Raw genomic sequence first — 11804 nt, forward strand, 5'->3', positions numbered from 1 at the left:
CAGATGCGCAGGCGAACACCGCGGGAATGGCCATGGCCAGGCCGATTCTCAGGAGTATCGAAAGGTCGAAGATCATGGCCGAATAGTAGTGAGCTCCAGCCGACTCCGTACGGGCGAAAAAGTTGAATCAGGGTGACAGAAAAACGTCCCCGGAGCCTGGCGATTAGAGCCGTTCAATTACCCGTCCGATGTCGACAGCAGGCCGACGAACATCGTCCGATGCAGGACGTCGACATGCGCGTGAGCGATCCTGACGGCCTCGACAGGGTCCTGCCGTTCGAGGGCTGTCACCAGGGCGGCGTGCTCCCGGTTCGACTCGCGCAGGTAGTCGAGTGGGTAGGGCAGGTAGTAGCGGTAGAGCTGGTGCAGGACGGGAGCGTAGTGGTCGGCCGCGGAGTCCACGCCGGTGGATGAGGCCAGCGCCAGGTGGAAGCGTTCGTCGTTGGCGTGGAAATCGGCCCAGCTGGTGGCCTGATCCATTGTCTCGACCAGCGTCTTCAGCTCGGCGAGCCGTTCGGCCGTGACAGCGGTGGCGGCCAGGTGGGCGATGCCGCACTCCAGCATCAGCCGGTGGTCGATGAGGCGGTGGACCTCGGCGGTGGCCGCCCGGTAGGCCTCGATCTCGGCCACCTGTCCGACGGTGGGTGCGTCGGCGACCATGGTGCCGCCGGTCCTGCCGCGGCGCCGTACCAGGACACCCTCCTCGCACAGCGCGATGAGCGCGCGGCGCACGGTGATCTCCCCGACGTCCAGAGCACGCGCGACCTCGGCCGTCGGCGGCAGGCGCTCGCCCGGTTTGAGCAGGCGCAGGTCGACGGCCAGCGCGATGCGTGCGCGGACGGTGTCGAGCGCGGTGAGCCGGCGAAGCCCCTCCAGGGCCTGGGAGTTGAGCGCGGTCAGGGCCTCCATGGCACTACCGTACGTTGCTTTAAAAGCTCAATATGAGCTATTTTATCGGCACAGCATGAAAGTGCTGGTCAGAAGGCAGGTTGAACCATGCGACAGCCACTACCCCTCGCGCTCGCGCAGGCCACTCCGGTTCCCGCCGGGGCGCCGGTGTCCCAGTTCGCCGAGCAGGTGGAGGACCTGCTGGCCACCTTCCCCAGCACCCGGCTCGTGGTCTACCCGGAGCTGCACCTGGCCGGCAGCCGGGTACGGCCTGCCGAGCGGGACGCCGAACTGGCCGACGCCGCCGAACCGCTGGACGGACCGCGAGTCGCGGAACTCGCCGCGCTCGCCGGAGACCTGGGTGTCTGGCTGGTGCCCGGCAGCGTCTGCGAGCGCGGCCAGGACGGCGCGCTCTACAACACCGCGCTGGTTCTCTCTCCTGAGGGAAAGCTGGCCGCCTCCTACCGCAAGATCTTTCCGTGGCGGCCGCGCGAGCCGTACCGGCCGGGCGACCGATTCGTCGTGGTCGACCTGCCCGAGCACGGCAGGATCGGCCTGTCCATCTGCTACGACGCGTGGTTCCCCGAGGTGGCCAGACACCTGGCATGGCTGGGCGCCGAGGTGATCGTCAACCCCGTGCTGACCACCACCTCCGACCGAGCCCAGGAGTTGGTGCTCGCCAGGGCGAACGCGATCGTCAACCAGGTCTTCGTGGCCTCCGTCAACGTCGCCGCGCCCACCGGCACGGGACGCAGTCTCGTGGTCGACCCCGAAGGGCGGGTCAGGACGGAGGCCGGCGAGGCGGACACCGTCCTCACCGACGTGCTCGACCTCAGCGAGGTCAGCAGGGTCAGGCGGTACGGCACCGCCGGGCTCAACCGCATGTGGTCGCAGTTCACCGACAGCGACGTCTCACTGGAGCTCCCCCTCTACCAGGGGCGCCTCGACCCTGCCCGATGGACTCCGGACGGCAGCTTCCCACCCCCTGATGTGGAGTGATCGACATGGAACCCACTCTGAAGCGCACGCTGGGCCTGCGCTCCGTCGTCCTGTTCGGGCTGGCGTACCTGACGCCGCTGATCGTCCTGGGCATCTTCGGCGTGGTCGCCGAGACCACGAGGGGCGCCTCGCCGTCCGCCTACCTGATCGCGCTGGTCGCCATGCTGTTCACGGCGTTCAGCTACGGCAAGATGGCCGCCGCCTTCCCCGTCGCGGGCTCGGCCTACACCTACGTGCGGCGCACGGTCGACTCGCGGGTGGGTTTCCTGGTCGGCTGGGCGGTCCTGCTCGACTACTTCTTCCTGCCGATGGTCATCTGGCTCATCGGCGGCTCCTACCTGTCGGCGCAGTTCCCCGGCGTGCCCTCATGGCTGTGGATCGTCGCGTTCGTCGTGCTGACCAGCGGGCTCAACCTGGCGGGGATCAAGGTGGCCGACCGGGCCAACTCGGTGCTCATGCTCTTCCAGGTCCTGGTGCTGGCGTTCTTCGTGCTGCTGTCCGTCGGCCACCTGGTCGGCGGCGCCGGCGTCGGCTCGCTGTTCGACCTGACGCCCTTCACCGGCACCGGCGCCACGCTGTCGACGGTCGCCGCGGGCGCCGCCATCGCCGCCTACTCCTTCCTCGGCTTCGACGCCGTCACCACGCTGACCGAGGAGACGATCGAGCCGCGGCGGACCATCCCGCGGGCGATCCTGCTCGTCGCGCTGATCGGCGGCGGCATCTTCGTGCTGGTCTCCTACGTGACCCAGCTCGTCCACCCCGGCGGCGCGTTCGCCGACTCCTCCTCGGCGGCCGCGGAGATCGCCGAGACCATCGGGGGCAGCCTCTTCGGCGCGGTCTTCCTGGCGGGTCTGGTGGTCGCGCAGTTCACCTCCGGCCTGGCAGCCCAGGCGAGCACCACCCGCCTGCTGTACGCCATGGGCCGCGATTCGGTGCTCCCCCGTCGTGTCTTCGGCTACCTCCACCCGCGCTTCCGCACCCCGGTCTTCTCCATCCTGCTCACCGGCCTGGTCGGGCTGATCGCCGTGCGCATGGACGTGGCCACCTCGACCTCGTTCATCAACTTCGGCGCCTTCACCGCCTTCACCTTCGTGAACCTGGCCGTCATCGCCCTCTACCTGCGCGAGCGCCGTGAGGGCCGCAGGCTCGGGCCGGTGGCGTACGTGGTGGCCCCCGCGATCGGGGCCGTCATCGACCTGTGGCTGCTCACCCAGCTGGACGGGCACGCCATCACGCTCGGCTTGGTCTGGCTCGCCGTCGGCGTCGTCTACCTCGCCTACCTGACCCGGCTGTTCCGCGTCCCGCCACCCGAGATCGACTTCAGCGAGCAGCAGGGCAGCGAGTCCGCCTCCCACGCCTGACCTCTCCCGGCGTCGGACGGGACTTCACACCCGCTGCCCGCCCAGTACGCGGTCCATCACGTTCCAGCGCGCAGCTCCGGATCGGTGACCCCGCCGGGACAGGCGAGCCGGGCGACGTCCCAGCCGGCGCGCCGGGCTCCGGCCTGGTAGGCGCTGTCGTAGAAGGCGAGCACGGCGGCACGCGGATCAGCCTCGGACCGGGCGTCGGCGTGGCGCAGTACGGCCAGATGGCCGCCTCGCGGCTCGATCCACCGCGCGGCCGCCGGCTCCAGGGGTTCGTTGTCCAGCCCTTCGGGCTCGGGAGCGGTGTAGGAGTAGAAGGCCGGGTCCGAGAAGGCGTCGTCGCCGAACCAGAAGCCAGCGCTGATCACCTCCCGCGAGTACGCTTCCCGCGTCACCGGATCAGCCCCGGCCGGCTGGTCGATCACGCGGTCGGAGAAGCGGCTGCAGGCGATGTCGAAGGTGTGCCAGAAGTGGTGCACCGGGCTGATCTTGCCCGAGAAGCCCGCGGCGAACTCCTCCAGCAGGAGGTTCACCTGACTGAGGACCTGCCAGTAGCGGGTGACCTCGACCGGATCGTAGTGCGCGTGCTCGGTGTCGTCGGCGAACGGCCGGTCGGAGTCAGGCAGATCGAACGGCCGCGGCACGGGGATGTCCACCCGCACGTCCAGGGCCGCCAGCGCCCGCATGGTGTGCTGGTAGAAGGAAGCCACCGACTGGCCAGGGAGCGCGAACGACACCGCCCGGCCGTCCACCGTGGTGATGAGCAGCTGGTGGCCGACGAAGTCGAAGTCGATCGTGAAGATCTGGTTGCCGTCGGCCTGCCCCATCGGACGGGTGGTGATCCCTCGCCCGGTGACATGGAACGGCGCGTTCCACCAGTGGTTGCGCCGGAACGCCGAGGCGAGCCGGATCTTGCCCACTACCTGGCAGAACCGGTGCAGCGTCGCCTTGGTATCCCGCCACTCGGCCGACGGCACGGCGGTGAACAACTCCATGACGCCATCGTTCCCACACATTCGCGGCGCCACCCATGCGATGGCGGGAGCCCGGCAAGCTTCCATTAGCGGGCGACGACGCTGATAGGCGACCGTCCCGTTGATCATCCGTGCGGGGGAACGGGTTCACCCGTGCGGGGGATCCCTGGCCGAGGTGGCTCGGAGACGCTGGGGACATGGTGAGTGAGCGAACTGAAGTACCTGCCCCGCGTTGGGCCATCCGGGCGGCCTACGCGTCTGCGCTTTCGGCGACAATCGGGTTCATACCGCTGCACGTGGTGTGGGCTCTGGGAGTTCCCCTCTGGGCTGACGAAGGCATGTTCCGGAGCTGGTACGCGCAAGGCGGCAGTCCCTATCTCTTCGTCCTCTGCGCCATGGCGATGTTGGCCGGAAGCCTGGCGCTGAGCCTGGTGCGACCATGGGGCCTGGTCCTACCGCGCCCGTGCCGCAGTGAGCGTCAGCGGATGAGGCGTCGCCAGCAGATGATCGCGGCGGCGAGGGTCATGAACGCCTCGTGGATGTCGTCCCAGATCTCCCAGCGGATGCGCAGGCGGCGGAACCCGAGCAGCAGTGCGGTCGTCTGCTCGATTACCCACCGGTGTACGCCCAGGCCGGAGCCGTGTGGAGTGCCCCGGCGGCGCGCCGATCCACGTCATCATGGACGACCTTTCAGCCAACAAGACCCCGGCACTTTGCTCTCAGGAGGTCGCGGCGGTTGCGACTTCCGGTGAATTGGCGCGATCGCTTAGGGCTGGGCTCCGCCGTACTGGAAGGAAGTCAGGGGTGAGGCCACGCGCCAGCCGAGCCGCTCATAGAGCGCCCGCCCCTGGCTGGTCCCGCCCAGGACGCCGACGCTGACCCCCTGGTCGATGGCCAGATTCTGCAGGGTGCGCATCACCACCGTGCCCAGCCCCCGCCGCTGGTGCGGCTCCTCGGTCAGCACCTTGTCGACGACCACGGTCTCACCCGTGCAACCCATCTGGCCGCGCGCGGCCTGCTCGCCACCGGCGGTCAGGATCCGGACGAAGGTGGCCGCTCCGGAGGTGGTCACCTCGATCTCGTATCCGGCCGGGCAGCGGGGTTCGGTGCGGTCCAGGTCCACGGTCATCATGAAGCCGGGGTCTGTGCGTTCCCAACCTTGGGTGAGGTACGGCGCAGCTTCCTCGGGGGAGACGAAGAGCTTGAGCCAGGCGCCCTGTTCGGTGACGGTGGGCAGCAGCTTCTCCAGCCACTGGAGGTCGGTGACGACGTATCGCCCGATCCCCTCGACCTCGATGCGCCAGCCCCACGGCTCGGCCATCGGCTTTCCAGCCCCCCGTGAGATCGCCCAGCCCTTGGTCCACTCGGATGCAACGTTGATCATGCCTCGGCAGCGTAACGAGTGGCAGAAAACAGAAAAGGTCGGAAGCGAAGGAGAACTACGCCCATGGGAGTAGCCGGGACGCCGCCCCAGGACGGATGTGAGCCGGTCGGCCGCCACCGCATGATGATCGCTGTCGGATCACCAACCGGAAAGGGTCGGCCTCCCCGCATCACCACCCTTCCGGGATCAACTGACGACCTGGAGCAAGTCGTGACCCACAACCGAAGCAGGCCGGCTGGCGCTGCTCCGGCCACAGCTCGCCGAATCTGGCTGATGCTGGTCGTTGCGGCTGTGTTCGGCGCCGTGCTCGTCGGCCCTTATCTCGGGTTCGACGTCGAGGACAGCCGGCTCGACGTGGGCGGAGGGGCGCACTACTACCTGCTCGTCGCGCACGTCCTCACGGCGCTGGTCGCGCTCGTTCTCGGCCCTCTCCAGTTCGTTCCGGCGATCCGGGCACGCAGACGGGTTCACCGGACGATCGGCCGCTGTTATCTCCTTGCGGGGGTGATGCCCTCCGGGTTGACCGCCATACCGGTGGCGCTGCTCTCGGGCCGTCTCATCACTCAGATCGGCCTGGTGATCCCAGCCGCCCTGTGGCTCCTTACCGGCTGGCTGGCCTTCCAGGCCGCCCGTCGCCGTGACTTCGTACGGCATCGGAACTGGATGATGCGCAATTACGCGCTCACCTTCCTCGCCGTCACCTCCCGAGTCCTGGTGCCGCTGTTGCTGCTGGCTCAGGTGCCGTTCAGCGACACGGTGAACGCGGGTTCGATCAGTGCCAACGCTCAGTCCATGATCCCCATCGGGCAGGCTCTCGGGTGGATCGTCAATCTCGTCGTGGTGGAGATCCTGATCAGGAGGCGTGGATCGCGCCAGGCGGCCAGTACTTCTTCCGGCGCGTCGAGGCCCACAGAGTCGACGAGAGCACGAGATTGAGATGCCGGGATGCTGAGGAACTGTGGACGGCACTGCTGGCGGGGCGGAGCTACTGACTGTCGAGCAGCCTTCACGGTCGGCCTCGAACTGCTGACCACCCGCCTGACCGCCAACACGCGTGGCGGGAGGTCAGAGAAGGAAGGTGAACAGCGGCGAGCCAGGTGGGACGCGCTCCACCGTGAGCGGGCTGGCCTTCATGCGGAACAGGAGGCTGTCGAGATCACTGGCCCGTTCGAGTTCGATGCCGACGAGCGCCGGGCCGGTGTCGCGGTTGTTCTTCTTGACGTACTCGAAGGCGATGATGTCCTCGCCCTCACCCAATACCTCGTCCAGGAAGTGCCGCAGGGCGCCGGGGCGCTGCGGGAAGGTCACCAGGAAGTAGTGCCGCAGCCCGATGTGCACGAGAGAGCGCTCCAGCACCTCGCCGTACCGGCTGACGTCGTTGTTGCCGCCCGACACCACGCACACCAGCGGTCCTGCGGAGGAGGAGTACGGCACCAGCTCACGGGCTGCCGCTCCCGCGAGAGCCCCGGCGGGCTCGGCGATGATGCCATCGGTCTGGTAGAGATCCAGCATCTCGGTGCACACCGCACCCTCGTCGACCGCGACGACCTCATCGACCAAGTCCTTGACCAGGGGGAACGTGGCGTTTCCCACTCTCCCGACGGCGGCGCCGTCCACGAAGCTGTCCAACTCGGGCAGGGCGAGGGGCCCGCCGTGGTCGAGGGCGGCGCGCATGCTGGCCGCTCCGGCGGGTTCGGCGCCGACGATGCGGGTGCTGGGTGAGTGCTCGCGGAGCCAGACGGCGATTCCGCTGATCAGCCCGCCTCCACCGACCGGTACGACCACCGTGTGCGGCGCCTCATCGGACTGCGCCATGATCTCCAGGCCGACCGTGCCCTGCCCGGCCATCGTCCTGACGTCGTCGAACGGATGTACGTAGATCGCGCCGGTGTGCTCGCTGTCGGCGTGCGCGGCGGTGCTCGCCTCGTCGTAGGTGCCGCCGACGACCACGACTTCCACCCGGTCGCCGCCGAGCGCCGCGATGCGCTCGCGCTTCTGCCGTGGCGTGGTGGACGGGACGTACACGCGCCCGCTGATCCCGAGACGCGCGCAGGCGAACGCGACTCCCTGCCCGTGGTTGCCCGCGCTCGCGCAGACCACACCGCGCCGCCGCTGCTCCTCCGTGAGCGAGGCGATCAGGTTGAACGCTCCGCGCACCTTGTAGGAGCGACAGACCTGCGCGTCCTCGCGCTTGAGCAGCACCTGACCGCCGAGCAGGTCGGACAGCCGCTGGTTCGGCTCCAGCGCGGTGCGACGCACCACCGGCCGCAACCGTTCGGCCGCCTGGCTGATCATCGCGGTGGTGAGACGGTCGGTCATGCGCACTCCAGGCACAGCGGTTGATCAAGAGATGTTAGCAAGGCGTCGCATGGTAGTGACGACGGCAGCCGAACGGCGGATCATTGGGAACGGTGCCCGTCGCCAAGGCGAGCACATAGGTCACAACGATCCCAACAGGGCGGACGATTCCCGCAGCGCACGTCTTCCCCCAGTCGGACGGCGATCGACCAGGGACTCCATGTCCCGCGAACGATCAAACCCCCACTGACCTCAACAAAACCGGCCGACGGCGCAGGAGCGTCAGTCTCGGGAGTCACAGTTCATCATCAGGGGCGCGATAAACGACGCTTCCGGACTGCGAGATCGCGGGCCAGGTGGGCACGGCGCAAGCCGCGTGAGCGCAGGTGGCGGAGATCCTCAGCGGTGTCGTACATGAGCTGGACGTGGAAGTAATTCACATGCTCCAGCACGGCAAACAGCCCGAACCCCAGGCCTGGCCAGCTTCCAGCCCCCGGGTCGACCACCACCACCCAGACGATGAACAGCAATCCAGCCACCAGCACGGCAACGTTACCCCTGCGGGCGACCACGAAGACTCCGGCTCCTGGGAGAGACCTGTTTCGCGTAGCGATCTGGCGGAGCTTGGCTGACCAATACCCGGCCCCCTCCAGCAAGAGAAGCGCGAACAACGCGAAGCCCACGCTGTTTCCCGCTGTCACCGGAAACCCCACCACGCCAAACCAGACCACCGCCTGCAGCGGGACGTTGAGCAACTCCAGCCAACCCAGCGACCGTAACCGCCGCTGAGCCCAGGCGCGGGAACGATGATCCATCTGACGACTATGACAGCCCCGCCCCCGGCCAGGGGAACCAGAGTGCACGGGGGGCGGTCAGAGCGGCAATGCATCAGGCCAGAGGTAAAAGGCAAGATCAGCTTGTTCTTTATCGTCAAAATCGTTGCCCTGAGTGGCAGGTTGGTCGTTTCGCGGACGGCAAGACGGCCTTGAGTGATCATGTGCGGTGTCGAGTCGCCACTGATCACTACAAGGCCGTAAGGGTGAGTCTGCTGAACGATGCCGCATGCCCCGGAATTGCCCAATGCGCCTTTCTACCGGCCCGCGTCCTGGAGTTGTCCTCCCGAACGTGTTGCCGGTCCCGGCCTGCGTTGATCAGACCGCGCTCGCTGCGGCGGCTGGTGCGCGGCGCGTGGCGCCAAGAAAGGGACCCAACTGCACACCGAGCTTTCGAGGCTCATAAATAGCTGAACTCGAATTCCCAGGTGGGCACCCTGGAACCGCCGGACACAGGGGGGCCGTCCGACGTCACCTCAACGACCGCATCGACGGTGCCGTGCGAGAACTTCTTCGTCAGCTCCGGAATCTGGCCGAACGGATCGAGTTCCTCGAAGGGCTCATCAAATCGCCAGCCTTCCCGGTGCATCACCGCCAGCGCATCCCGCACGTGCTGGACACCCGCCACTGTTACGACCACGCTGGCGCTCGGTGAGGGAGTCAGGTCAGGGTCCGGTTCGAACTGGCAGTTATCCTCATGATCGATGGCTGTGACCGAGTCCGCGGGGAACAACCGGGTCAGCAACGGGGTCACGTCCCGCTCCAGCACAGGACGCTGTTGCGCCACGCGTATCTTGCACATTGTCAGATCCACCGCCGCGTACCCGTAGGCCAGGGTGAAGCACAGCGCCGCGACCGCCAAGAACGCGACCGCTATTTTGATCATGCTCACCGGTTTCAGCATGCCACCCCCGCCCCGGCGTCGCCATCCAGTCAGGTCGAGTGGTGCGACTGCATGCCCAACTATCCGCCCGGGTCCGGCGCGGGTTTCGGAACCTGCGTCCCGCGCTCGCCCAACCGGCCAGCGCACCCAAACCCTCTCGGCCCGGCCCAGGACGTCCACCCGGCATCCCCAACCGCCGGCCCGCCACCTGCGACGACGTCGGCAAGACCGTCAAACGCGGTCGCTGGCCCTGACCGGCCAGATCGAGCAGACCCAGGCGGAGATTGACGCCATGGCCGTGCACCTCGGCGAACTGCACGAAGCGATCGAGCACCTGCGGATCACCCGTAAAACCCTGCTGTGAGAGCTATTCCAAATGTCCCTTCCGGTGGGATGGCATGGCCCGCTCCGTTCTCTAGCCTCCCTGCTGGTCGCGATGATCCGCATCGTGGAGGAACATACCGGCACCGTGATCGCCCTGGTCGTGTCCGCCGCGCTGTTCGGCGCGACGCATCTCGTCAACGTCAACGCCACGCTGTCCGGCCCGGCCGCGCTGACCGGCGGTACGTTCGGCCCCGAGGCCAGCCTGCTCGCGCTGCTGGTCTGCCTGGGGCCCACGACCTTCTGGCTACGGCGGGCCGCCCGCACCGGCCAGATCCGGCACCGCCCGCGCCGGGCCGTGGCTCACGCCGGCTCGGATTCGTCCTCGAAGACGAAGTAGATGCTCAGGACGAACGGTTCCGCTTCACCGGTCTGGTGATCCCACGAGACGTCCACCAGGAATACGTTGTGAGCCCCCACCCACTCCTGGGCCTTGCCGAACGCCTCCGCGGCGGTCCGCGCGGGGAACAGCAACCTGGCCATCGGATGGACTTGCGCGTCGGCATCGGAGTCGTCGAAGTCCGCCGGAACGTCGAGGCGCAAATCGGGCTTCATACCCCGCAGTCTCCCACATTGATCGCAGCGCCCGCCGATGAACGGCCCGAACCCCCGGATCGGCGGGCGGCGGCAACCGAGCCCGGACCGTCACGGTGCTCTCGCCGGCAGTCGTGAGCGGTGTCCTGTTGCCGGCGGCGGTCGCCACGTCGGCCGTCCTGTCGGCGAACGCCTGCGCGGCATCTCCGAGCAGGCGCGGGCATGGCTGACGGAGCTGTGTTCGAGGTCCGGCCGGCCGACCCACTGGGCCGCGCACGCGCTCGTACAGGAACCCGCGCTGGCCGCCCGGGCTGCCGGCGCTCATAACGGTCGCGCGCTGACCTGCGTGCCGTCGGCCTTCTGCGGACGGTGGGTCGCCACACAGGCTCAAGTCGCCGACCAGGACGGCACCGGCGAGGTGATGGTGGTGCTCCAGGCCCCGGCCCCAGCGCGAGGAACTGACCGCAGCCCTCATGGGCTGAGCCATGCACACCGGGACCCTCGCTGTCAATCCCTGACATCAGCAATACCGCGGACCCGCCGCCCAGGGCCACAGTCGGAGCAGACCACGAAGGCACCCACGAACCCCACCACTCCCAGGGATGCCCGGTCGAAGCCGAGGGAGAGCCCATTTCCCTCACAACCAAAGGAGAACCCCAATGAACGGCACAAAGCAACTTCTCACAGCGTCGGCGATCGTCGGGCTGATGTTCGCCGGTCTGCCCGCCGTGACCGCGCAAGCGTCCACCACGCGGTTCGTCGACGGCTTCGAGGTCGATCCCTCGGTGCGCTGGGAACCGCTGACGAGCGGGGACGGCAGGGCCGACTTCGACATCGCCCAAGGCTTTGCGAGGTCCGGTGCCAACGATGGCTGGCTGTACACCGGCCAGGGGTGGGCAGCCGAACGCATCGCAGTGCCGATCGGTACATGGCCGGACCGGTCGAACTGCAGGGCGGAAATCTACGCACAGCCAGTGGGCGGAGGCGCTCAGGTCGCCCTTGAGATCTGGGACCCCAACGGCTGGCGCAAGCTGACCAGCACGGCGCCTTTCCTCCCGGGTTCGGGCTATCAGCCCATCAGGACCAGCGGGATCAACCTGACCCGGATCGACAAGGTCTACGTCCAGGCGATCTTCGGAAAGGACAACGGGGTCAAGCAGTTCGTCCGATTGGACGACATGACCCTGCAGTGCTCCTGACAGATCTCTTCTCTCGACAGACTCGCCGCAGCCGCCTTGATCCCTGCGGAAATCGGCATTCTCGGCA

Annotated in this window: 12 protein-coding genes and 1 pseudogene; 5 read left to right on the forward strand and 8 right to left on the reverse strand. The window is 67.8% G+C overall.

The genetic code is table 11. The annotated features are described in order from the left end of the window. Nucleotides 1–177 precede the first annotated feature (177 nt). Nucleotides 178–909 carry a GntR family transcriptional regulator gene (locus tag AB0B91_RS06335; protein WP_358316523.1) on the reverse strand — a complete coding sequence of 244 codons (732 nt, stop codon included), beginning with the start codon at nt 907–909 and terminating at the stop codon, nt 178–180. A gap of 87 nt (nt 910–996) precedes the next feature. Between AB0B91_RS06335 and AB0B91_RS06340 the strand changes: the two genes are divergently transcribed. Both AB0B91_RS06340 and AB0B91_RS06345 read left to right on the forward strand, forming a co-directional pair. Then, nucleotides 997–1887: a carbon-nitrogen hydrolase family protein gene (locus AB0B91_RS06340; RefSeq protein ID WP_358316526.1), complete on the forward strand. Its 891-nt coding sequence runs from the start codon at nt 997–999 to the stop codon at nt 1885–1887. Nucleotides 1888–1892: 5 nt separating this feature from the next. Beyond that, complete coding sequence (locus AB0B91_RS06345) at nt 1893–3248, forward strand: APC family permease (RefSeq protein ID WP_358316529.1); 1356 nt, start codon at nt 1893–1895, stop codon at nt 3246–3248. 56 nt (nt 3249–3304) lie between these two features. Here the strand turns inward: AB0B91_RS06345 and AB0B91_RS06350 are convergent, their stop codons facing one another. The 3 genes and pseudogenes from AB0B91_RS06350 to AB0B91_RS06360 all read right to left on the reverse strand — a co-directional run bounded on the left by AB0B91_RS06350 (nt 3305) and on the right by AB0B91_RS06360 (nt 5609). Beyond that, nucleotides 3305–4246, reverse strand: a complete 942-nt coding sequence (locus AB0B91_RS06350) for a DUF5996 family protein (protein ID WP_358316531.1) — start codon at nt 4244–4246, stop codon at nt 3305–3307. Between the two features lie 457 nt (nt 4247–4703). Then, nucleotides 4704–4889: pseudogene (locus AB0B91_RS06355) on the reverse strand (IS5/IS1182 family transposase); the annotation flags it as partial. A 102-nt stretch (nt 4890–4991) separates the two neighbouring features. Then, a complete protein-coding gene (locus AB0B91_RS06360; protein WP_358316534.1) occupies nt 4992–5609 on the reverse strand; it encodes a GNAT family N-acetyltransferase in 618 nt (205 codons plus the stop codon). Between the two features lie 273 nt (nt 5610–5882). Here AB0B91_RS06360 and AB0B91_RS06365 point away from each other — a divergent pair, with 273 nt between their 5' ends. After that, on the forward strand, nt 5883–6545 hold the full coding sequence (locus tag AB0B91_RS06365; RefSeq protein ID WP_358316537.1) for a DUF2306 domain-containing protein: 663 nt from the start codon (nt 5883–5885) through the stop codon (nt 6543–6545). Nucleotides 6546–6674: 129 nt separating this feature from the next. On the opposite strand, the gene ilvA is transcribed toward AB0B91_RS06365, so the two are convergent. From ilvA to AB0B91_RS06380, 3 genes are all read right to left on the reverse strand, one after another. Then, nucleotides 6675–7928 carry a threonine ammonia-lyase IlvA gene (ilvA, locus tag AB0B91_RS06370; RefSeq protein WP_358316540.1) on the reverse strand — a complete coding sequence of 418 codons (1254 nt, stop codon included), beginning with the start codon at nt 7926–7928 and terminating at the stop codon, nt 6675–6677. A 287-nt stretch (nt 7929–8215) separates the two neighbouring features. Beyond that, nucleotides 8216–8722, reverse strand: coding sequence for a hypothetical protein (locus tag AB0B91_RS06375; RefSeq protein WP_358316543.1), 507 nt, complete (start codon nt 8720–8722; stop codon nt 8216–8218). 418 nt (nt 8723–9140) lie between these two features. Continuing rightward, complete coding sequence (locus AB0B91_RS06380) at nt 9141–9632, reverse strand: hypothetical protein (RefSeq protein ID WP_358316546.1); 492 nt, start codon at nt 9630–9632, stop codon at nt 9141–9143. A 427-nt stretch (nt 9633–10059) separates the two neighbouring features. Here AB0B91_RS06380 and AB0B91_RS06385 point away from each other — a divergent pair, with 427 nt between their 5' ends. After that, entirely contained in the window at nt 10060–10344 is a 285-nt protein-coding gene (locus AB0B91_RS06385; protein ID WP_358316549.1) for a hypothetical protein, read from the forward strand. Here AB0B91_RS06385 and AB0B91_RS06390 read toward each other — a convergent pair. After that, on the reverse strand, nt 10308–10559 hold the full coding sequence (locus AB0B91_RS06390) for a hypothetical protein (RefSeq protein ID WP_358316552.1): 252 nt from the start codon (nt 10557–10559) through the stop codon (nt 10308–10310). The genes AB0B91_RS06385 and AB0B91_RS06390 overlap by 37 nt on opposite strands. A gap of 686 nt (nt 10560–11245) precedes the next feature. Here AB0B91_RS06390 and AB0B91_RS06395 point away from each other — a divergent pair. Beyond that, the gene (locus tag AB0B91_RS06395) at nt 11246–11737 is read left to right on the forward strand and encodes a hypothetical protein (protein ID WP_358316554.1); all 492 of its coding nucleotides are present in this window, start codon (nt 11246–11248) and stop codon (nt 11735–11737) included. Nucleotides 11738–11804 lie beyond the last annotated feature (67 nt).

The sequence above is a fragment of the Nonomuraea sp. NPDC049141 genome (assembly GCF_040648415.1).
Classification (GTDB): Bacteria; Actinomycetota; Actinomycetes; order Streptosporangiales; family Streptosporangiaceae; genus Nonomuraea.